The sequence below is a fragment of the Amycolatopsis plumensis genome, from assembly GCF_042652605.1.
GTDB classification, from domain to species: Bacteria; Actinomycetota; Actinomycetes; order Mycobacteriales; family Pseudonocardiaceae; genus Amycolatopsis; species Amycolatopsis plumensis.
Genome location: NZ_JBHSJY010000001.1, coordinates 3,348,407 through 3,366,872 on the forward strand (window position 1 = coordinate 3,348,407; position 18,466 = coordinate 3,366,872).

An 18,466-nucleotide genomic window follows, 5' to 3' on the forward strand; every position below is an offset into this window, starting at 1 on the left:
CCTCGCCAGGCATCGGCTCGCCGCAGCCAGCCGGGCTGGAGAGCCGCTCGCGACTTGCCCGAGCTCTCGGTCAGTCCCCCGGAGCTCGGCCGTCAGTCCGAACCGCGCGGCTCGCTGCCGCCGAGGGCGCGGTCGACCAGGGCGCCCGCCGCGCCGGTGTAGCCGGCGGGGTCGAGCAGCTCGTCCAGCGCGGCCGGCGTCAGCACGTCGGTGACGGCGGGCAGCTCGTCCAGGACGTCCCGGAGCGGCCGGTCTTCGCGCACCGCCCGCCGGGACGCCTCGCCCAGCAGCTCCTTGGCCGTCGCCTTGCCGAGCAGCGGCGCCAGGACCGCGGAGAGCCGTTCGGAGACGATCAGCCCGTGCGTCGACGCCAGGTTCGCCCGCATCCGCCCGGGCTCCGCGCTGAGCCCGCGCGCCAGCTCGGCGGCGGTGTGCGCGGCGCCGCCGGTCAGCCGCAGGCACTCGCGGATCAGCTGCCACTCGGCGTGCCAGACCCCGGCCGACCGTTCGTCTTCGGCGAGCATCGCCTGGGTGACCCCCGCGGCCAGCACGGGCACCTGCAGCGCGGCCGACCGGATCAGCGTCGCGAGCACCGGGTTCCGCTTGTGCGGCATCGCCGAGGAACCACCCCGCCCATCGGCGGCCGGTTCGGCGACTTCGCCCAGCTCGGTCCGGCTGAGCGTCTCGACGTCGACGGCCAGCTTCCCCAGCGCCCCGGCGGTGAACGCGAGCGCACCGGCGAGGTCCGCGACGGGCGTCCGCATCGAGTGCCACGGAAGCACCGGAGCGGCCAGCCCGGTCTCCTCGGCGAACGCGGCGGTCAGCTGCTGCACGTAGTCGCCGACGTCCGCGTCGCGAGTAGCCCCCGACCTGCCGGGGACACCGGCGGGTGTGCTGGCATCGCCCCCGCCCCCGCCCCCGCCCCCGCCCCCGCCCCCGCCCCCGCCCCCGCCCCCGCCCCCGCCGCCCCGGCCCGTCGCCGGCTCGTCGGCCAGGCGCGCGTACTCGACGTACGCCGCCAGCGTTCCGGCCGCGCCGCCCAGCGAGACCGGCAGGCCGCCGTCGAGCACGCGGCGGATGCGGACGGCCGCGTCCAGCACCAGCTGCCGCCAGCCCGCGACCTTCAGCCCGAACGTCGTCGGCACCGCGTGGGCCGTCAGCGTCCGCCCGGCCATGGTCGTGTCCCGGTGCGCACGGGCCAGCCCGGTCAGGGCCTCGGCCGTGGCGTCGAGGTCGGCGGCGAGCGGCCGCAGCGTCCGGTCGGCGACCAGCATCATCGCGGTGTCGAAGATGTCCTGGCTGGTCGAGCCGCGGTGCACGTACTCGGCGGCACCGGGCGCGAGCTCGCCGACGGCCGACGTCAGCGCCTTCACCAGGCCGACGACCGGGTTCGCGGTCGCCCGCGACCCGCGCGCCAGCTCGGCGACGTCGATCCGCGCCTTGCCCGCGGCCTCCGTGATCGCCTCCGCGGCCTCCGGCGGCACCGTCCCGAGCCGGGCCTGCGCTCTCGCGAGGGCCGCTTCGGCGTCGAGCATCGCGCGCAACCAGGCCTCGTCTCCGGTCGAGGCTTCGGCCGGCGTACCGGCCCGCACCGGGGACAGGAGTCCCGAATCGGGGTCGACGGTCATGGCCTCAGCATCGCACGCGGCCCACCTCGGCGACGGCCGCACGACCGGCGTCTGGCACGCTCATCCGCCATGACCAGCGCCCCGTCCACCGAGGACACCGCCGGCTCCGAATCCCGGGCAATCGCCGCCGAGCGGCTGACCTTCTTCTCGGACGCCGTCGTCGCCATCGCGATCACGCTGCTCGCACTCGAGCTGCCGCTGCCGGAGGGCGCCACCAGCGCCGAACTGCTGCGGTCACTCGGTCATCACCAGTCCGAATACGTCTCCTTCCTGATCAGCTTCATCGTCATCGGCGGGCACTGGCGCGCCCACCACCGCCTGTTCAACTACGTCACCACGCTCGGCGGCGGGCTGGCCCGCCTCACCTTCGGCTGGCTCCTGATGCAGGTGATCATGCCGTTCGCCACGAAGGTGATCGCCGAAGACGAAGCGTTCGAGTTCCGCTTCGTCTTCTACGCCCTCGTGCAGGTGGTCGCGTTGACGCTGTTCCTCCTCATGGCCTGGCAAGTCCAGCGGAACCGCCTCTACCGCGCGGACACCCCGCCGGAGCTCTTCGGCGCGGTCTACCGCGGGATCGGCGCGATGATCGCCGGCTTCGCCGTCTCGATCCCGGTCGCCTTCTTCACGCACTGGGCCTACGCGTGCTGGATCGTCGTGCCGTTCGTCGTCAACCTCCAATCCCACTTCCGCCGCCGGAAGGCAGCTGCCTGAGCCGTCACTCGCCGGTTGCCCCGTCGATCCGTTCGCGGATCAAGTCGGCCTGGCCGATGTGGCGCGCGTACTCGCCGATCATCCGCAGCATCAGCCAGCGCAGGGTGAACGGTTCGCCGGTGCTGCGCCGGGTGCCGGTCTGGTCCAGCGAGCCGGCCGCGACGATCTCGCGCGAGCGCGCACATTCCGCGTGCCACAACGAAAACGCCTCGTCGACGTCGCCGCCCAGGTCGGTGAAGTCCTGCTCCGGGTCGTCGTCGGAGTAGTAGAGGTTCGGGATGTCCTCGCCGGTGAACTGGATCCGGAACCACCAGCGTTCGCAGCCGGTGAGGTGCCGCACCAGGCCGTGCAGGGTCAATGTGGACGGTGGTACCGAGCGTTCGGACAGCTGCGCGGGGTTCAGGCCGGCGCACTTCAGCTCAAAGGTGCGCCGGTAGTAGTCGAGGCTCTCGGTGAGCGCCTGGCGCTCGTCGGCGACCGGCGCCGGGTCGGTTCTGGGGGCGGTCAGCCGAGGTGGCGAGGCCACCGGGGTCGTGTGTTCGGTCATGCGCGGAGCGTGCCACGGGGGTCCGACAATTTTCGGTGCCCGGTCGTGGTCGGTGACCGGGCAACCGGGGCAAAACCCCAGTTCAAGCACGGTTTGACGAACCCGGTAACGAATTTCGGGGTGCGCCGATCTGATCTTCGTCACCCCTGCTGCGCACGCCAGTTTCACCGGTCGGAGCGGCACCCCTCGGTTCGGAACCAGGAGATCACGAATATGCAGCGAACCGGACGAAGAGCCGCTGTGCTGGCCGCGCTGGCGACCGCGGCCCTGTGCGCGTCGCCCGTCGTCGCGTCCGCGGCCCCGCCCGCGAGCACGATCGACGTCAGCGCGACCACCGTGCGCGCGGGCAGCACGGTGACGGTCACCGAGCAGTTGACCAACCCGACGGACTTCACGGTCACGGGCGCCAAGGCGGCGCTGTACGTGAAGGAGAAGCCGATCGCCGACGTGGTGGACCTGGTGTCCTGCACCGGAGCGATCGCGCCGTGCGCGCCGTACCTCAGCAGCTTCCGCGGCGGCGTCGGTGACCTGGGCGCGGGCGAGAGCCGGACGGTGACGTTCACCCTGCGCGTCAAGGACGACGTGGCGCCCGGCCAGTTCACGCTCCAGCACCAGTTCGCCGGCGACAACTACGCGTTCGGCGTGGAGGACGGCCCGGTCGTCACGATCGCCCCGCCGGACGAGGCCGACGTCAAGGTCGCGCTGACCGCCACCCCGCACATCGGCCTGGTCGCCCGCGTGGAGTACGCGATCAAGGTGTCGAACACGGGCCCGGCCACCGCGACCGGCGTCCGCGTGACAGCCACCCCGGGCTCCGGCCGAACGATCGTCTCGACGACGGGCTGCACCCGATCGGGCGCGACCCTGAACTGCGCAATCGGCACCCTGGCCCCGGGCGCATCGGCCACGGCGAAGTTCACGTCGGAAGGTGGCGTCTTCGCATGGGGAACCTTCACAGCGACGGCCCAGCGAGCGGCAAGCACACCAGCCGACCCGCAGGCGGCCAACGACAAGGCGTCGAAGAAGTGCACGGCTTACACGGGCCTGTTCGTCCAGTGCTGACGGCGTGACGCGCGGGGTCCGGGTGGGCCCCGCGCGTTCGTGTCGGGGCCAGTCTCGACCTTTCCCGAGGCCTCAGCCGGACCCGGCGTGCAGGCGGCCAACTGGGGCCTGGCTAAACTGGGGGCGCGGGCCGTTAGCTCAATTGGTAGAGCTGCGGACTTTTAATCCGTAGGTTCTGGGTTCGAGCCCCAGGCGGCCCACTACAATCATGCGTCTGACCTGCGGAAGCGTTCGATTTGGCGATCTTTTTGCAGGTCAGGTGGATCTGTGTGGCCCGTTGTGTGTCCGCGGCCGTAGGCTCCGGCGAACGGGTTGGCCCGTCAGTGCACGTCGGCACGGGATGTTCGATCTGGCGGCGGCGGTCGTTTTTGTTGCTGCTGCGGGGAAATCGTCGTTGTGGCGATGGGCGGCCGGCGTCCTCTGGGTGTGGTTCCGCGTCTGTGTTCGTCGGGCGTGGTGTGTCCGTGGGTGTGGCCCGGCGGTGCCGGAGCCGTTCGGCACGGCGCGCGTAACGGAGACGCATCGGAGCCCCCTGGTGCTGGGCAGTCACCATCGTGTGACCGTGTTTGCCCAGCTCAGGGTCAATATTTAGTGCTTGGTGAAGGGGTGAACCTGCGGATTTACTGACAGCCTCGGAGCGGTTCGGCACGGCATGACGAACGGAGACGCATCGGAGTCCCGTAGTACTCGCGGTAGCCCGCGTAGACCGTGTTTCTCAGCTCAAGGCCGACATTTGGTGCTCAGCGAAGGCGGCGGACCTGCGGATTTGTCGTCCGAGGGTCAGGTTCTGCGGCAGTTGTCGACATGTGACGGCACTTTGCGGCACCGCCCGCTACGCGTCGGCAGTGGAGCGGGAGCTCGGTCCGGTGCGTACGGCCGGGCGGCGCGGCGAACAGGGACGCGCTGATCTTCTCGGCGGCCTGGTGGCGAGTGCCGGGGTGGAGCGAGACGTAGTAGTCTGCAGTGAAGGACATCGAGGCGTGCCCGAGCATCTCCTGCACGCTCTTGAGGTCGTTGCCGGCGGCCAGCGACAACGAGGCTGCGCCATGTCGGAGATCGTGCAGGCGGATCGGTGGCAGGGTCGTGCGCTCGACCAGCAGGTCCTCGAACTGGTGGGTGAACAGGTCGCGTCGGCATGGCATCCCCGTGGGAGTGGTGAACAGGTACCGCTCTCCGTCTGGTCCTGTAGGCAGCCCGGCTTGAGCCGTGAGGTGGCGTCGCATCAGGCTGGCGGTGACGTGGTCGAGAGCGATGGTCCGTGTGCTCCAGGAACTCTTCAGCTTCCCATCGTCGTCTTCCTGCTCTTCGGGGTCTGGTCTGGTGGTGACGAACAGTTCGTTGTGTCCCAGGTCGGGGCTGCCCAGACTTCGGTTGACACCGGAGCTGACTATTTTCAGGCCGCTGCTGCGGCTGTGTAGATGGTCTCAAACTCGACTGGGGTGAGCTTGCCCAGGGCGCGTTGCCGGCGTTTGCGGTGGTATTTCGTCTCGATCCAGGACACGATCGCCAACCGGAGCTCCTCCCGGGTGCGCCACCGCCGGGTATCGAGAACGTTCTTTTGCAGCAATGAAAAGAACGATTCCATCGCGGCATTGTCACCGCACGCACCGACCCGCCCCATCGACCCGGTCAGCCCATGAGCGTGCAGCAGGCGCCGGTAGGCCGCTGATCGGAATTGGGCTCCGCGGTCGGAGTGGACCACGACGCCGTGTGGCTCGCGCAGTGCGATGGCGTTGCGCAGCGCGCCAACGGCGAGTGAGGCTCGCATGTGGTCGGCGATGGAGTACCCGACGATCTTGTTGGAGTAGCAGTCCTTGACCGCGCAGAGATACAGCTTGCCCTCGCCGGTGGGATGCTCGGTGATGTCGGTCAGCCACTTGGTGTTCGGTGCGGCGGCGGTGAAGTCGCGGCGGACGAGGTCGTCGTGCACCGGCGGCCCCGCCTGACGTGTACGGCCTTTCTTCTTGGCGTGCAGCGAGAAGATCTGCTGCATCGAGCAGATCCGCCACACCCGGTTCTCCGACGCGGCGAAGCCCTGTCGGGCGAGCTCGTCGGCGATGAACCGGTACCCGTCCGCCGGGTCATCGGCATGGATCTTCAGGGCGGCGTTGATCAGATGCGCGTCGTCGAAGTCGCGCTGCGAGACCGGGGACGAACACCACTGGTAGTAGGCCTGCCGGGAGAACCCCAGCACCCTGCACGTCACCGCGACCGGCACCCGCACGGGGGCGCCGGCCGCGGCCAGTTCACGGACGAGCGGGAACGCTATTTTCCCGGCAGGTTGCCCTGCGCGAGATAGGCTGCGGCCTTGCGCAGGACCTCGTTCTCCTGCTCCAGCAGCCGGTTCCGCTTCCGCAGTTCCCGCAGCTCGGCGGACTCGTCCCGGGTTACGCCGGGCCGCGCGCCGTCCTCGACGTCGGCCGAGCGCAGCCAGTTGGCCAGGCACGATTCGGAGATCCCGAAGTCTTTGGCGACCTGCTTCAACGGGGCCTCGCCGCGACGGGCCACGGCGATGACGTCGTCACGGAACTCGCGGGGGTAGGGCTTGGGCACGGTGACATCCTTCCAGGTGAGGCTGAAGCCTCACAGGTGAGGTGTCAACCAGACCCTGGGCAGACCCGTCCACGTCGACCTCGCGCAAGGCAGCGGCTTCGCCGCGGCGTAGGCCGGTGACGGCGACGAGGTGGTAGTACAGGTAGCGCTTGTGGTCGGTGATGGCGTTGAGGAATTCGATCGTCTGTTCTCGGGTCCACACGCATACCGGTCCGGGGCGCCATCCGGTTGCCCGCCAGCGTGCTACCCGCTCGTCGGTCCACACATACGGTTGCGGCTTCACCGCTTCCGGGAGCTCGATCTCGCGGCCTCGTGCTGGGTTGTGTGCCAGCAGTCCGTGACCGACCGCGGTGGTCAGGGCGGAGCTCAACGTCGCGCGGACCCGCGTCACTGTCGACGGGGCCAGCCGGCCATACCGGGATCCGCTCCCGGCTGCGATCGCGGTGAACGCCTTCTGCACGTCGGTCACGTCGAGTGTGACCAACGGTAGATCACCCAGCTGCGGGATCAGGTACGTGAGGACATGCTGCCGGTAGGACCGGCGCGTCCTGGGACGTAGCTTGCAATTGGTGATCCAGTAATCCAGCCAGTGACCGGTTGTCAGTCCAATGCCTTTGGAGGTCGCTGCGACCTGTTCCCGGGCTGCTTTCGCGGCCTCCTCTGAGACGTAGCCACCGCGACGCACTCGCGAACGAGAACCGTCCAGAGCGCGCGGTCCCTCGACCACGAACCACCACGACCCATGCTCTGGCTCGCTCAATCGGCGGCAACGTGTACCCAGCTGCCTCCCCGTTACGTGGCACCGGCACCCACACCGCTTGAACACTCCATCACCCAATGTCATGGTCATGCACCTCATTCACAAGAAGACCATTCGTGACTATGACTTCGCAGAGATTGCTGTGACGGCGTGCTGCCGCGATCACGGCAGATCACCGCGAGACTACGATCGTGAACGGGTGCCCCAAGAAATGTCTACAAGAGACAGTCTATTTGTAATAATTCAAACGAAGAGGAACTTAATTTGGCAGTGTGGCAGCAGCCTCGGTCTCTGTGGTCATAGTAGGCCATAAAGCATAGATGTCCGATCTGATCGATCACGAGGCTTGGCTGGTATGCTCATGGCCAGCGCGAGGTTGATCGAGTCGCCGCTGGAAGGGCCTCGGTCTCGATTGGTTCGATCCCACTACGCATAGGGCGTCGTGAGCCGGCGACGGCACCGGCAAGACGATGATCACCGCCCTGCGCTATACGCTCCACTTACTCACTGCACGGGGAACTCCATCCGCGGTGACTCCGACCGATTCCGCACGAAACTGGTCTGTTCACGCGACGTCTGCCACGTCGTCGAGCAGGGTGGCCAGCAACTCTAGCGACTCCCTCTCTCGACCCCCAGCAAGTCAGTGTCGCCGTGCGTCCAGCAAAGAGTGACATCAGGCTGTCGTCAGCCGCGGAAGGCGTGGATCTGTTGCCAGACGATGTCGTGTGGTGCGCCGTGATCGTCGAGGTTGCCGAGGGCCTCGACTGCTGTGGTCACAGCTGATGCCCGGCGACGCTGGTCAGGGTGCTGCTGCCAGTACGCCTGCGAGATCTTCAGGACCGCTGTGAGCAGGTCGCCGGGGTAGAAGTCGCCTTCGGCGAGTGGGTTCTGCTCGAGGTGGGTCAGCGCGATGGGGACCAGCACGTCGACGCTCTCCTGCTGGAGCAGCAGGACGCGGAGGTCTTCGATGTCCATGGAGCCGATCGGCTTGTGGCGCAGCTCGTAGACGGTTTTGATCAGCCGGGTTGCGTCGGCTGGTGGGTTGCCCCAGTGGTGGTCTTCGATCTGCTCGAGGGTGAGCGATTCGTCGACGTCTGGACTGGTCCCCATGGCTCCTCGTGTCAGCTGTCGTATAGGTGAGGCTGCTATCCGCGTGGTACCCACTGTTCACTGTAGTCGAGCAGCCGGCTGGCCTCGGACAGCTCGGCCTCGACCGCAGGACGGTCTTCCGGCGATAGCCGCGAGTCGCTGAGCTGGCGTTTCAGCCGGTTGATCTGGTTCGAGAGGCCGTTCTGGGCCTCTCTGACTTCGGTGACGTGGTCCCAAGGTGTGCCGTCACCCTTGCGGGCTACGACTTCGCCATTCAGCTCGCGGCGGGCTCCGTCGAGGTCCTTGTCGGTGAGGTGTTCCCTGAGTCGGTCGGTCTTGGTGGGGTTGGTGTGTGGCTTGACGGGTTCGACGTGGTCGTCGGTCATGGCGTGCCGGGCGAGGTCGCCGACGGCGCCGACGGTCATCGTTCCGCCGACGGCGATGCCGGCTGCGGACACGGCGTTGAGGGGTACACCGGCGATGGCGCCGATGCCGGTGGCGTCGAGGGCGATGCCGACGCCTTCGCCCGCTGAACCCACCGGCGGGCGGCCCGCAGGGCGCCACCGTCGACGGCAGCGGCACCCCCTGCGTCAACTGACCGACGAGGCAACTCCGTGCCGAGGCCTTCCCTCGTGCCCGTGCCTGCGCACCCACGTTGATGGGTCCGGCCGCTCGACGACGGCTCGGCCGAGATCGAGGCGTGGGCGCGGAATGGACGCGAGACGTGTTCGAAACCGGCCTGATATCTCACCCAGGATGGCGGCCCGAGGCACCCGGCGGCCGCGACGCCGGAGAAGGGTTTCGCCCGCTGCGCACCGGAAACCAGGTGCCCCGGCCCCCAGGCCCGGGGCACCTGGATGGACTCAGGCCACGGCGGGCAGGAACGCGACGTTGGTGAGCGTGAACTGGTTTTTCGCGTCGGTCAGGTACTTGTTCAGGTAGGGCGAATACGTCGTCACCGCGACGGTCCGGGCGGCCGGGTCGAAGTTCATGACGCGGAAATAGCTGTTGGGGGCGAGCTGGAGGATGTTCTGGTAGTCGGCCTGCACCTGGTAGACGGTGTTGCCGTTCATGCCCTTCTCCGTGATCAGGCCCTGGGCCGTGTAGTGGCCGGAGAAGACGAACGAGACGTTGGCGTGCTTGCTGACCAGCTGCGTCCACAGCTTCTTGCCCACGCTGTCCTTGGTGGTGCCGCTCTGGTAGGCGTGGGTGACGACCATGACCTGATGGCGCGGGTGCGCGGCGATGACGGTGCTGCCCCACGCGATCTCCGCGTCGGTGGGGGCGTACTTGAGCGCGAGGATGAGCCAGCTGGTGCCGCCGGCGGTGAAGGTGTGGTAGCTGTTGTCGTTCTTGCCGGCCGGATAGGAGGCGCCGAAGGAGGGCAGCCCGGAAAAGCGGGTCACCGGGAAGTTGGCGTTGAACGCGGCGGCGTCGCGGACCACCGCGGGATCCTGCCCCTTGGGCATGGCGTCCATGTCGTGGTTGCCGACACCGAGGATGTAGGGGGTGTTGCCGTCGAGGCGGCCGAGGGCACTGTTCGCGTTGGCCCACTGGCCGGTCTGGTCGGAGTCGTCCACGATGTCGCCTTCGTGGACGACGTACCGGATGTTGCGCGCCACCCGGTTGTCCTTGATCCACTGGCCTTGTGCGTTGAAGGCGGCCGGGTAGCGTTCCGCGGCGTATTGGGTGTCGGGGATCACGACGATGCTGAACTTCTCCGCAGCGTCGACGGCGGGTGCGCCGTGCGCTGTCGCGGGCAGGACCGCGGACGAGAGCAGCATGATCGTCGCCGCGCCGAACAGGCGCGCTGTGCCTAACGTCGCCATCACATCTCCCAAGTTGACGGAAAGTCGCCTCAGTGTGACGGCTGGTGAGAAACTTTCACTTATCGGTGGATGGCGACAAAAGGAAGTTCCGAGGAGAACTCGGGCAGGCTTCCGGGCGGTGGCGACAACTCAGCTCGTCCGCGCGACGTGCCAGCGCGGGGTATCCGACGTCCGCCGTGGCCTGGTCCGCGGGTGACTGTCCCTGGCGATTCGCGTCGCCGGCCCGGCATCCGGAGATCACGTGGCGTCCGGATCGCTCGGCGGCCGTTCGCCCGGGCGCCGCGCGGCCCCGGCGGCCGGTGTCACGGATGAGGTGCGGGCGGGCGCCGTGCTGCTCAGCGCCGGGTGCGGCGGGCCGACGTGCGACGGCGCCTTCGGTGTCGTCGGTGACGGCGGGCGCCGCCAGCCCATCCTCAGCCGGAGAGCAGGATCCGGCCCGGTCCGCCACCCAGGTCGGCTCCGCCCGGGTGATCGCCTATCCCGAAGTCAGGCGGTGGGCGCAGGACCACTGCAACGCGTTCATCGAAGTGGATCTCCAGCCGACCGCCCGCGCGTATGCGGTGGAGGTGCTGTCCCGTGTCCCACAGATCGCCTCGATCTCGATCGTCAGCAGTGGCCGGGACCTGTTCCTGACGGTGCTGACTCCCGATCTGGCGACGCTGTCCCGGCTCGTCCTCGAGAAGCTCCAGCAGCTTCCCGGGCTACGCGGGACGCGGACCCACGCGGTCACCACCGTCTACGGCGAGGGCAACCAGTGGCGGCTCGACGCGCTGTCGCCGCAGCACCGTGTCTCCAGCCCACCGAAAGCCGGAAACCGGCCTGTCTGGAAGGACGACTACCGGGAAGTACTCCGCGCCCTGGGCGACGGCCGGAGCCCCGCGGCCGACATCGCGGCCCGCACGGCGGGAAGCGGGTCCACCGTCCGCCGCCGGCTCAACGAAATGATCGGCGGCGGCCTGCTGTCCCTGCGTTGCGAGGTCGCCCAGCCCATCACCGGATGGCCCGTCGCCGCGACGTTCTGGGCGCGGGTACCACCGAACGAGCTGCACCGGACCGCCACCGCCCTGACCGAGCTGCCGGAAGTCCGCCTGTGCGCGGCCACCACCGGAGCGGACAACCTCGTGATGACCCTGTGGCTGCGCTCCCTCGGCGACGTCCAGCGGCTGGAAGCGGAACTCGCCGCAAAACTCCCCGCCCTCTCCCTCACCGACCGCGCCGTCACACTCCACGCCGCCAAACGCATGGGCTGCCTGCTCGACGACACCGGCCGGATCACCGACGTGGTACCCATCGATCCGTGGGCATCGTTCTCGAACACCGACGACCGCAGGGGCCAGCCTGCCGGGGCGCGAGCCGTCGTCGTCAGATCACCGCCTTCTTGATCAGCGCGCGAATCCTGGCTTCCGTCGCGTCGTCCAGCGACGTGAGTGTCCACGCGACGGGGTGCATGTGGCCACCCTCCTCGCGAGCGGGGTTCACAACCTCGCCGAAGCCGAACGCGATGAAGTCCTTGTCCACCTTGATGTAGCAGACGTCCTTGCCGTCCTTCACGTAAAACGGAAGCCCCCACCGCACGATCGGCTCCAGCGACGGGGCGCTCTCCCGGATGATGCTGTGCAGGCGCTCGCCGATCTCCCGATATTGGGCAGGGGCATCACCGAGCTTGGCGAGGACAGCCGCGTCACCCTTCTTCGTGAACATCTGATCAGGCCTCCTTGGCAGATTCGATGCAAGTCACGGCATCGACGTTAGTTCCGGCTTCGTGCTCGATGCTTCTCGATTCCTGATCGGGTTGACCTGGCTCGACACATCCGTCATGTGCTGAGTATCAGCGGCACCAGGCAGTAGATCTCGACGGCCTCGTAGACGGCGCCGAGGACGAAGAGCGCGAGCGCCGGGAGCCAGAGCCAGCCGAGCCGGCTCAGGCCTCGTGGCACCTGAACTCGTCGGCCGGAGCCAGGACCTGCCCAGCAAGTAGGCGCCGAACAGCACCAGTGCGTATGCCTGGAACTCGATCAGGAGGGTCAGGGAATGCGGAATCAGGGTCAGCGCTGATGTCCGGTCGACGGGTGCGACGAGGATCCCCAGGTCGATCGTTTTGATCGAGAAGATCGCGAGGCCTGCGAAGGGCACGACGGCTGACGGCAGGACGATGAGCGGCAAGGCTGTCGCGAATACGTTGACGAGGAAGATGGTCGTGGCGAACAGCCAGGGGCTGCCGACCACGGCGTCGACGAGGGCTCCCTGGTTCCCGCCGGCGAAGGAGGAGGTTCGCGCGGCGTGGAGATCGGGGAAAATCGTGGCGAGGGCGATGCCCAGGAGGAGCATTCCGTAGACGAGGGCGGTGACGAGAACGTACGCGCGGAGATCGGCGCGGATGATCTGAACCGGTGTGCGAAGGCCGTTCAAGGCGAGTGATCCATTCTTATGGGCGGCGCCGGCACGCCGGCGAGGGCGCGCGGTGGTCGGCTAGTGGCCTCCGCCGTCGAGCAGCCAGTGGTAGCGCAGGCGGAGGGTTCGTTCCGTACTGGCCAGCGCAGCGCCGAGGGCGAGCGTGATGTTGAGCCAGGGAGGCAGTCGGATCGGCGAGGTGAAGGTGCCGAGGCTTTCCGCGATCGCCGGTGCCCGGGAGATCGGTTCGATGAGCTGCAGCAGGTTTAGTCCCACTCCAATCACGAGCAGCAGCACCGAGACAGCGCCGATCACACGACTGGCCGTCGGGTGGTTGCGCTCGAGATGGGCCCGCCTGCCCACGGCCGACTTCGGGTCGGGATCGAGCTGGTGTTCCTGCCCCCCCCGGCGGTGACGAAGTGGCAGCGCTTGATCCCGAACCTGCTCATCGCCACCTCGATGACGCCGTTCTTCACCGAGAACACCGTGGGAATCCTCGATTGAGCCTGATGGCGGTCGTTGAGATACAGGTGTGCGAGCGGCTCGCCGCCCCAGCGCCGGACGTCGACGGCATATGTCGCCGTCCGGCGGGCAGCGGGCGACGGCCGTAGGTAGAACAGTCCACGCCCCATCGGCAGGTGCCACCAGCGGAAACGCTGCAGAGGCCGGCCGTTGCCCGGCTTGACCCGTCGGATCGCCTGCCGGCGTCGTGCCGTCTCGAACATGGCTTCCGCTCCTCCAATCAGCCCGACCGGATTCGTCCGAAGCGGGGTCGTCGGTGTACTAACACACTGTGCTAGTCCACCCGGGCGACAAACTAGCACAGTGTGTTAGTAAAGATGGAAGCGTGACGTGGAGGTTCACGGGATGACGGAGCGAAACGGGCAGCTGAGCAGCCGGGACAAGGTGGTGCGGGCGGCGATGCAGATGATCGGGGAGAATCCCGGCGCGAAGCTCAGCGTGCGGGCGGTTGCCGCGCGTGCCGGGGTGAGCACGGGGTCTCTCCGATTCCACTTCCCGACGCAGCGCGAGCTGCAGGACGAGGTGCTCACCCGGCTGTACGACGTCGTCGTCCCCGCAGAGAAGATCCACGACCGGACGGTGCCGGCTCGCGAGCGGCTCGCCGACTGCTTGCGGCAGGTCCTCGCGCCCGCCGGCGTGGGTGCCGGCGCCCGGGAGGCGTTCCACCTCCTCCACGAGCAATTCATCGCCCCGGAGCCGACTGAAAAGGTGCGAGAGGCGTACGCCGCCATCGAGCGGGAGGGACTACGGCGCGTCGAATTCTGGCTGACGGTCCTCACCGAGGAGGGCGCCCTTGCCGCCGGCGACAACTCCCGGCGCGCAAGGTTCCTGCTCTCCGTCTTGAACGGCCTCTCGCTCGAGCGAGCGCTTCCCGCCGAGGGATCGGTCCTGCAGGCCGAGAACGACACCCTGTACTTGGCAGTCGACGCTGTCCTGGGCTCCACCACCTGCTGACCGGCTTCCGGGGCGAGTCCACGTTCAGGCGCGCGGCGGTCCCGGTGACCTGCCGACTTCAGTCTTTGCGCAAGAACAGGTGAGGAAAAGCTTCCCTGGCCTGAATTCGCTCGTTCCACCCGCTGCCGGATCCGGCCGGTTTCCCTGGCCTGCCAACACAACCACAGCAGCTGCGCTGTCGGTGCGCAGTTTCCCCTGGCACGCGGCACCGCCCGCCGCGACAAGGGCAGGACCGGGACTGGCTGATCGGCGCGTCGCCGCCGACGATGGTCGGCCGGCGGCCGCGTTCATGCGGGCCAGCGAGGTGAACATCGCCTGCACCCGGGTAGGGGTCAGCTCGGCGACCCGTTCATGCCCCAGGCTCGGTATTAGGTGGCGCCGGGCGTGCATGGCATAGCTGCGCATCGTGGAAGGCGCCAGGTTATCCCGGCTTTCCAGCCACAAACGCAACCACTGCGCAATCGTCACCGCCGACCCCGAAACGCCGTCCAGGGTGGTGGGGTTGTGCAGGAAGTCCCGTGCGGCACCGGCGGCTTTCCGGGAGGCGAACCCGCCACGGCGCAGCTGCCGTCGCCTGCCGTTCTTCCCCGGCGGCAGTTCCAGCCGGAAGTACCAGCTCCCATGCCCCCGCACCGCCAGTTGAGGGCACCGGCTCCCCAGCCGGCGACCCGTCACGAGATCGCGACATCCGCATCGCTTGAACAATCCATTTCCTGATGCCATGGTCATGCGCCTCATCCAGAAGAAACACCTATGACCGCTTTCCTTATGGTGGTCGCGGAGGGTGGCGTGCTGCTGTCGTGATCACGGCGAACTCGCCACAGGCGATGATCGTGAACCCGAGTCGGGCTGATGTCCATAAACGACGGTCGATTCGTAACAAAAACAGGTGAGGAGGAACGGAATTTGGCAATGCGGCATCAGCCTCGGCCACGCGGTCAGCGTAGATCACCAAGGACACCTGTCCCATGCAGGCTTGCGCGGAATCGGGCTTCGTCGTCGCTCACCCCGACCGGGCCAGATCGTTCGCCTCGGCTCTCGCGGGGGACCTTCGCCGCAGGCCGCCGTGGCCGCCTCCTCGACGTCGTGGACCCGGACGTCAGGTTGCGTCCCGCGGCCGGGACGCCGATAGCGGGTGTCGCTTTCCAGCGGGCGTCATGACTGCAGCGCAGCCCCGGATTTGGCTGGGATACTTGCCGGAAGGAATGCTGGTCGGAGGTGGTGGCTGTGGACTCCGGTGATCAACGCCCGGCCGATGGTGGTCGGGTGCCCTGGCGCGTCACGTCGGCTGAGCCGGATTCAGGTCCGCCGGCGGGGGAGTTGTTTGCCGCTCGATCGTCGCGATGGCAGGAAGAGGCACGGGTTCCTCCGTGCGGCTCGGGTGATCTCGCGGTGTCGGTCCGGTGGTTCCGGGCTGCGGGTGGCGGGTTGCGTGGCGAGGTGGTTGCGGAGAACGTCAGCGGGCGGGTCTGCCGGTTGGGCAGCAAGCCGGGACTGCAGCCGCTGGGGTCGGATGGGCAACCGCTTGGCGTGGATCAGTGGGTCACGCTGGAGATGCGCGTCCCGCCTTTCGTGATATTGGAGCCGGGTCAGTCGGCGTCGGCGCCGATCACCTGGTCGGGGTGGAGCGGCAGGTCTGCCTCAGGGCGGATCGTCGTGTCCTGGCAGGGCGGCTCGGCGACAGTCGACGCTGCAGGACCAATCGAGCCCGGGCCGCCGAAACGAGGGGTGGTCGGCAGTCTTTCGTCGAGTTGGTTCACTCGGATTCACTGAGTCGATTGGCGGCGGCGACCAAGTCGTCTTTTCGTCGCTCAGGCTTGTCCACAATAGACCAGAATCAATGCCAGTGCGTCTCCGATGGGGCTCCGTTGCTTGAGTAGTGCCTGACATCGTGCAACACTCGACGACACTGAAAGGCGGTGCAAATGTCGGCTGACCTGCATTTATTAGCAGAGTCCGACACGTAGCGGCACTCGCTGACATTCATTTCCCGTAGACTTTTAATCCGTAGGTTCTGGGTTCGAGCCCCAGGCGGCCCACTGTGATCATGCGTTTGACCTGCGGAGACGTTTGGTCTGATGATCTTTCGCAGGTCAGGCCGATCTCTGTGCCTGTTGTATGTCCGAGGTCGTCAGGTTCCGGTGATCGGGTCGCCTGCCGAGGTCGTGCTGGCGGCGGATGCCCGATCTGGCGTTCGCGGTCATTTTTGTTGTTGTCGCGGGAAACCGGCGGTGTGCTGAGAGCCGGTGGCTCGATCAAGCGGTTGTGTTGCCGTGCGGGTTCGAGGGGTTCGTGGCTTCGGAGGTAAGGGTGAAGCGCGGCGCCGCGCTCGAGTAGATCCGGACGTGGCCCCAGTCCCCGGCGATCTCGTAGTGATCGTCGTGACGTTGGAGGCTGTCGATGTTGCCGAGATCTTCTTCGCCGGTGGCGTCGCGGTAGGTCTGGGACGACCGGGTGACCCATTCGATCTTGGTGGCGTCGGCGATGGTCAGCACGGCGTCGGCGTAGCAGTGTGCTTCGTCCGGTCGCGGCTGGTGATAGCGCGGGTGTGACTCGGTCAGTACGGCCTCGAGCCGGAAGGTCAGCGAGGTGGGTGTCTCGTCGATGGCGAGGACGAAGCTGTCTTCGAGGTAGACGTTGGCGAGGCCGGGGAAGTCGGTGTAGTTCGTCATGTGCTCAGTTGTCCCAGGTGATCGGTGTGTGGTTTCCCAGGCTCTTCCTGGTGACCGGGTTGCCTTGCGGGTCGATGCGGACACCGTCTTCGTTGCGCAGTTCGACGTGGGGGTTCTCGCTGCCCGGGGCGCGGCCGCTGCCCTCCTTGAGGGTCATCCGGACGATGCCGTTCTCGTCGACGTACTTCGGCGGGCCGTTCGGTGTCTGCTGCTTCCTCCATCCCTTGGACTCCGCATAGCGGGCCAGATCGGATGCCTTCGGCGGTGTGCCCTGGTCGAAGTACTCCTTCAGGGCAGCCTTCACCGGCGGCAGTTTCGGCGCGGCCGGGTCGGGTTTCTCTCCGGCGCGGGTGCCTTTGAGCAAGCTTGCCGGCTGCGCCGCCGATGAGCAGCCCGCCGACGATCTGGCCGGTGGCCCGGCCGGGGTGGTCGGCCCAGTCGTCCCAGGCGATCAGGCTCTTGCCGAAGTCCACCGGGTGGGTGATGTTGTGCCACGCGGCCGAGGCGATGTCGGCCAGCCCCTCGTGGTCGGGGTTGCCTGGGTCGCCGATGGCGTAGACGAGGTTCCACACGCCTTCGTCGAACCCCTTGAACGCGTTCCAGGCGCCTTCGCCGAAGTCGGCGAAGAAGCCGCCGACGTCGTCGAGCCAGTCTGAGGCTGTGGGTGCGCCGCCGGCCTCGTCGGAGATGGTTTCCGCGGTCCGGTCCCCGGCCTCGGTGAGCTGCTGGCGGGCGCGGTTCAGTGTCTCACGCGCCGCTTGCCGGTCGGCCTCGCCGGGGTCGGGGAACGGCGCGACGGTCACCCGGTGGGGTCACCGTCGGCGGCGTGCTGTCGGTTCTGGGTGTCGGCGTTGGTGACGTCGCGGTCATAGCGGGCCTTCGCGTCCGCCGTTGCGGCCTGGCCTCGGTCCCACAGCCGGATGGCTTCGCTCGCCTGACCTTGCGCCCAGCGCCGCGCCGGCGCGTACCCGTCGAGTGCTTCGGCGACCGCGTCGAACGAGTCGGAGGCGGCCTGCCACTTGGCAGGTTCGTAGCTGAACTTGTCGTGGAACTTGACCGCGGCCGGACCGGCCCAGGAGCCGGTGTCGATTCGGCGGAGGCTGTCTCCGGCCTGTCCGGTTCCCCGCGACCGGGCATGCAGTACCCGGGCGTTCTCCTCGATCGCGGCCGGGTCACCGGGAACCAGGGCGCGCGGATCAGAAGTCTCACCAAGTTCGGCCATCAGTCACCGATCGCCACGCTGCCGGGATCCGCGGGCAGCTGCCGTGCGGCCGCCTCGTCGATTCCCCGGTAGGCGTCCGCGGCATGCGTGAGGCAATCGCCGATCACGCCGGCATCCTCGGTCAACGTGTCCAGCCCCGTGCTCCACCGCGCGCAGTAGTCCGCAAGCGCACTGTGCACGCCGGCATGGCCGTAGAGTCCGGCGTCGCCGCACAAGCCGCGCCCTCCTCGCGCTTGACGTTGAGCTCGGTGGTGGGCATGGCCTGCCCGGTGCGTTTCTGCTCGGCTCGTCGCCGTATCGCGGTGAGCGCCTGTGGGGGCACCATCCGGTTCAGGATTCGTAGACCGTCGCCCGAGCGAACACCGGATCGAACTCGTGAAGACTGCGCCGGCCAGCCACCACCTCCTGCGCGCACCTGGCCACGACGGGTTCACTTTCTGCCTCCGCGCCTTCTCCTTTCATAGCTATGAGTGTACCGCCGAATGCAAACAGTGACCGTCGGTGAAGTAACGCCAGCTCGGCCTCC

The 18,466-nt window shown here is 67.8% G+C and carries 23 protein-coding genes and 1 tRNA gene; 7 read left to right on the forward strand and 17 right to left on the reverse strand.

Annotated features, from left to right (window positions below):
• Positions 1–92: 92 nt before the first annotated feature.
• A complete protein-coding gene (locus tag ACFPLC_RS16010; RefSeq protein WP_378235834.1) occupies positions 93–1,628 on the reverse strand; it encodes a class-II fumarase/aspartase family protein in 1,536 nt (511 codons plus the stop codon).
• A gap of 69 nt (positions 1,629–1,697) precedes the next feature.
• Between ACFPLC_RS16010 and ACFPLC_RS16015 the strand changes: the two genes are divergently transcribed.
• The gene (locus ACFPLC_RS16015; protein ID WP_378208252.1) at positions 1,698–2,339 is read left to right on the forward strand and encodes a TMEM175 family protein; all 642 of its coding nucleotides are present in this window, start codon (positions 1,698–1,700) and stop codon (positions 2,337–2,339) included.
• 4 nt (positions 2,340–2,343) lie between these two features.
• Here the strand turns inward: ACFPLC_RS16015 and ACFPLC_RS16020 are convergent, their stop codons facing one another.
• A complete protein-coding gene (locus ACFPLC_RS16020) occupies positions 2,344–2,886 on the reverse strand; it encodes a DinB family protein (RefSeq protein ID WP_378208250.1) in 543 nt (180 codons plus the stop codon).
• 213 nt (positions 2,887–3,099) lie between these two features.
• Between ACFPLC_RS16020 and ACFPLC_RS16025 the strand changes: the two genes are divergently transcribed.
• Positions 3,100–3,948 (forward strand): COG1361 family protein, encoded by an 849-nt coding sequence (locus ACFPLC_RS16025; protein WP_378235835.1) that lies wholly within the window; start codon positions 3,100–3,102, stop codon positions 3,946–3,948.
• Positions 3,949–4,075: 127 nt separating this feature from the next.
• Positions 4,076–4,148: transfer RNA gene (locus ACFPLC_RS16030), tRNA-Lys, on the forward strand.
• Positions 4,149–4,688: 540 nt separating this feature from the next.
• Here the strand turns inward: ACFPLC_RS16030 and ACFPLC_RS16035 are convergent.
• The 7 genes from ACFPLC_RS16035 to ACFPLC_RS16065 form a co-directional block, all read right to left on the reverse strand.
• Entirely contained in the window at positions 4,689–5,171 is a 483-nt protein-coding gene (locus tag ACFPLC_RS16035) for a tyrosine-type recombinase/integrase (RefSeq protein ID WP_378208244.1), read from the reverse strand.
• A 170-nt stretch (positions 5,172–5,341) separates the two neighbouring features.
• Positions 5,342–6,501 (reverse strand): IS3 family transposase gene (locus ACFPLC_RS16040; RefSeq protein ID WP_378208302.1). Its coding sequence is split into 2 segments (ribosomal slippage): positions 5,342–6,220 and positions 6,223–6,501, totalling 1,158 coding nucleotides; the frame shifts between segments, so codons are not numbered across the junction.
• Positions 6,470–6,970 (reverse strand): hypothetical protein, encoded by a 501-nt coding sequence (locus tag ACFPLC_RS16045; protein WP_378235836.1) that lies wholly within the window; start codon positions 6,968–6,970, stop codon positions 6,470–6,472. Before ACFPLC_RS16045 ends, ACFPLC_RS16040 begins: the two co-directional genes overlap by 32 nt.
• Before the next feature lie 975 nt (positions 6,971–7,945).
• The gene (locus ACFPLC_RS16050; RefSeq protein WP_378197819.1) at positions 7,946–8,371 is read right to left on the reverse strand and encodes a contact-dependent growth inhibition system immunity protein; all 426 of its coding nucleotides are present in this window, start codon (positions 8,369–8,371) and stop codon (positions 7,946–7,948) included.
• Between the two features lie 35 nt (positions 8,372–8,406).
• Positions 8,407–8,889: a polymorphic toxin type 28 domain-containing protein gene (locus ACFPLC_RS16055; RefSeq protein WP_378197817.1), complete on the reverse strand. Its 483-nt coding sequence runs from the start codon at positions 8,887–8,889 to the stop codon at positions 8,407–8,409.
• 324 nt (positions 8,890–9,213) lie between these two features.
• Positions 9,214–10,179, reverse strand: coding sequence for a metallophosphoesterase (locus ACFPLC_RS16060; protein WP_378197815.1), 966 nt, complete (start codon positions 10,177–10,179; stop codon positions 9,214–9,216).
• 237 nt (positions 10,180–10,416) lie between these two features.
• Entirely contained in the window at positions 10,417–10,590 is a 174-nt protein-coding gene (locus ACFPLC_RS16065) for a hypothetical protein (protein ID WP_378235837.1), read from the reverse strand.
• Here ACFPLC_RS16065 and ACFPLC_RS16070 point away from each other — a divergent pair.
• Complete coding sequence (locus tag ACFPLC_RS16070) at positions 10,566–11,561, forward strand: Lrp/AsnC family transcriptional regulator (RefSeq protein ID WP_378235838.1); 996 nt, start codon at positions 10,566–10,568, stop codon at positions 11,559–11,561. The genes ACFPLC_RS16065 and ACFPLC_RS16070 overlap by 25 nt on opposite strands.
• On the opposite strand, the gene ACFPLC_RS16075 is transcribed toward ACFPLC_RS16070, so the two are convergent.
• From ACFPLC_RS16075 to ACFPLC_RS16085, 3 genes are read right to left on the reverse strand one after another with little or no spacing between them, the layout of a single operon-like run.
• Complete coding sequence (locus tag ACFPLC_RS16075) at positions 11,542–11,880, reverse strand: DUF1801 domain-containing protein (protein WP_378197812.1); 339 nt, start codon at positions 11,878–11,880, stop codon at positions 11,542–11,544. The genes ACFPLC_RS16070 and ACFPLC_RS16075 overlap by 20 nt on opposite strands.
• A 33-nt stretch (positions 11,881–11,913) precedes the next feature.
• Positions 11,914–12,588, reverse strand: a complete 675-nt coding sequence (locus ACFPLC_RS16080) for a stage II sporulation protein M (protein WP_378197810.1) — start codon at positions 12,586–12,588, stop codon at positions 11,914–11,916.
• A 60-nt stretch (positions 12,589–12,648) separates the two neighbouring features.
• Positions 12,649–12,846 carry a hypothetical protein gene (locus ACFPLC_RS16085; RefSeq protein ID WP_378235839.1) on the reverse strand — a complete coding sequence of 66 codons (198 nt, stop codon included), beginning with the start codon at positions 12,844–12,846 and terminating at the stop codon, positions 12,649–12,651.
• Positions 12,847–13,437: 591 nt separating this feature from the next.
• Between ACFPLC_RS16085 and ACFPLC_RS16090 the strand changes: the two genes are divergently transcribed.
• A complete protein-coding gene (locus ACFPLC_RS16090; protein WP_378197805.1) occupies positions 13,438–14,046 on the forward strand; it encodes a TetR/AcrR family transcriptional regulator in 609 nt (202 codons plus the stop codon).
• Positions 14,047–14,070: 24 nt separating this feature from the next.
• Here ACFPLC_RS16090 and ACFPLC_RS16095 read toward each other — a convergent pair whose 3' ends face one another.
• A complete protein-coding gene (locus tag ACFPLC_RS16095; RefSeq protein ID WP_378197803.1) occupies positions 14,071–14,784 on the reverse strand; it encodes a tyrosine-type recombinase/integrase in 714 nt (237 codons plus the stop codon).
• Between the two features lie 528 nt (positions 14,785–15,312).
• Here ACFPLC_RS16095 and ACFPLC_RS16100 point away from each other — a divergent pair.
• Positions 15,313–15,819: a DUF4232 domain-containing protein gene (locus ACFPLC_RS16100; RefSeq protein WP_378236271.1), complete on the forward strand. Its 507-nt coding sequence runs from the start codon at positions 15,313–15,315 to the stop codon at positions 15,817–15,819.
• A gap of 482 nt (positions 15,820–16,301) precedes the next feature.
• On the opposite strand, the gene ACFPLC_RS16105 is transcribed toward ACFPLC_RS16100, so the two are convergent.
• Positions 16,302–16,718, reverse strand: a complete 417-nt coding sequence (locus tag ACFPLC_RS16105) for a hypothetical protein (RefSeq protein ID WP_378197799.1) — start codon at positions 16,716–16,718, stop codon at positions 16,302–16,304.
• A gap of 4 nt (positions 16,719–16,722) precedes the next feature.
• A complete protein-coding gene (locus tag ACFPLC_RS16110; RefSeq protein ID WP_378197798.1) occupies positions 16,723–17,022 on the reverse strand; it encodes a hypothetical protein in 300 nt (99 codons plus the stop codon).
• Positions 17,023–17,102: 80 nt separating this feature from the next.
• Between ACFPLC_RS16110 and ACFPLC_RS16115 the strand changes: the two genes are divergently transcribed.
• Positions 17,103–17,276, forward strand: coding sequence for a hypothetical protein (locus tag ACFPLC_RS16115; RefSeq protein ID WP_378235840.1), 174 nt, complete (start codon positions 17,103–17,105; stop codon positions 17,274–17,276).
• Positions 17,277–17,517: 241 nt separating this feature from the next.
• Here ACFPLC_RS16115 and ACFPLC_RS16120 read toward each other — a convergent pair whose 3' ends face one another.
• Both ACFPLC_RS16120 and ACFPLC_RS16125 read right to left on the reverse strand, forming a co-directional pair.
• Positions 17,518–17,940: a putative T7SS-secreted protein gene (locus tag ACFPLC_RS16120; RefSeq protein WP_378197794.1), complete on the reverse strand. Its 423-nt coding sequence runs from the start codon at positions 17,938–17,940 to the stop codon at positions 17,518–17,520.
• A complete protein-coding gene (locus ACFPLC_RS16125) occupies positions 17,940–18,119 on the reverse strand; it encodes a hypothetical protein (RefSeq protein ID WP_378235841.1) in 180 nt (59 codons plus the stop codon). The genes ACFPLC_RS16120 and ACFPLC_RS16125 overlap by 1 nt, the downstream gene beginning before the upstream one ends.
• Positions 18,120–18,466: the final 347 nt, after the last annotated feature.

What these genes read in the sequence shown, in the direction of transcription:
- ACFPLC_RS16010 (WP_378235834.1), bottom strand. Translation starts at nt 1,628, where the DNA reads ATGACCGTCGACCCCGATTCGGGACTCCTGTCCCCGGTGCGGGCCGGT.
- ACFPLC_RS16015 (WP_378208252.1), top strand. Translation starts at nt 1,698, where the DNA reads ATGACCAGCGCCCCGTCCACCGAGGACACCGCCGGCTCCGAATCCCGG.
- ACFPLC_RS16020 (WP_378208250.1), bottom strand. Translation starts at nt 2,886, where the DNA reads ATGACCGAACACACGACCCCGGTGGCCTCGCCACCTCGGCTGACCGCC.
- ACFPLC_RS16025 (WP_378235835.1), top strand. Translation starts at nt 3,100, where the DNA reads ATGCAGCGAACCGGACGAAGAGCCGCTGTGCTGGCCGCGCTGGCGACC.
- ACFPLC_RS16035 (WP_378208244.1), bottom strand. Translation starts at nt 5,171, where the DNA reads ATGCGACGCCACCTCACGGCTCAAGCCGGGCTGCCTACAGGACCAGAC.
- ACFPLC_RS16050 (WP_378197819.1), bottom strand. Translation starts at nt 8,371, where the DNA reads ATGGGGACCAGTCCAGACGTCGACGAATCGCTCACCCTCGAGCAGATC.
- ACFPLC_RS16060 (WP_378197815.1), bottom strand. Translation starts at nt 10,179, where the DNA reads ATGGCGACGTTAGGCACAGCGCGCCTGTTCGGCGCGGCGACGATCATG.
- ACFPLC_RS16065 (WP_378235837.1), bottom strand. Translation starts at nt 10,590, where the DNA reads ATGGGCTGGCGGCGCCCGCCGTCACCGACGACACCGAAGGCGCCGTCG.
- ACFPLC_RS16075 (WP_378197812.1), bottom strand. Translation starts at nt 11,880, where the DNA reads ATGTTCACGAAGAAGGGTGACGCGGCTGTCCTCGCCAAGCTCGGTGAT.
- ACFPLC_RS16090 (WP_378197805.1), top strand. Translation starts at nt 13,438, where the DNA reads ATGACGGAGCGAAACGGGCAGCTGAGCAGCCGGGACAAGGTGGTGCGG.
- ACFPLC_RS16095 (WP_378197803.1), bottom strand. Translation starts at nt 14,784, where the DNA reads ATGAGGCGCATGACCATGGCATCAGGAAATGGATTGTTCAAGCGATGC.
- ACFPLC_RS16105 (WP_378197799.1), bottom strand. Translation starts at nt 16,718, where the DNA reads ATGACGAACTACACCGACTTCCCCGGCCTCGCCAACGTCTACCTCGAA.
- ACFPLC_RS16115 (WP_378235840.1), top strand. Translation starts at nt 17,103, where the DNA reads ATGAGCAGCCCGCCGACGATCTGGCCGGTGGCCCGGCCGGGGTGGTCG.
- ACFPLC_RS16120 (WP_378197794.1), bottom strand. Translation starts at nt 17,940, where the DNA reads ATGGCCGAACTTGGTGAGACTTCTGATCCGCGCGCCCTGGTTCCCGGT.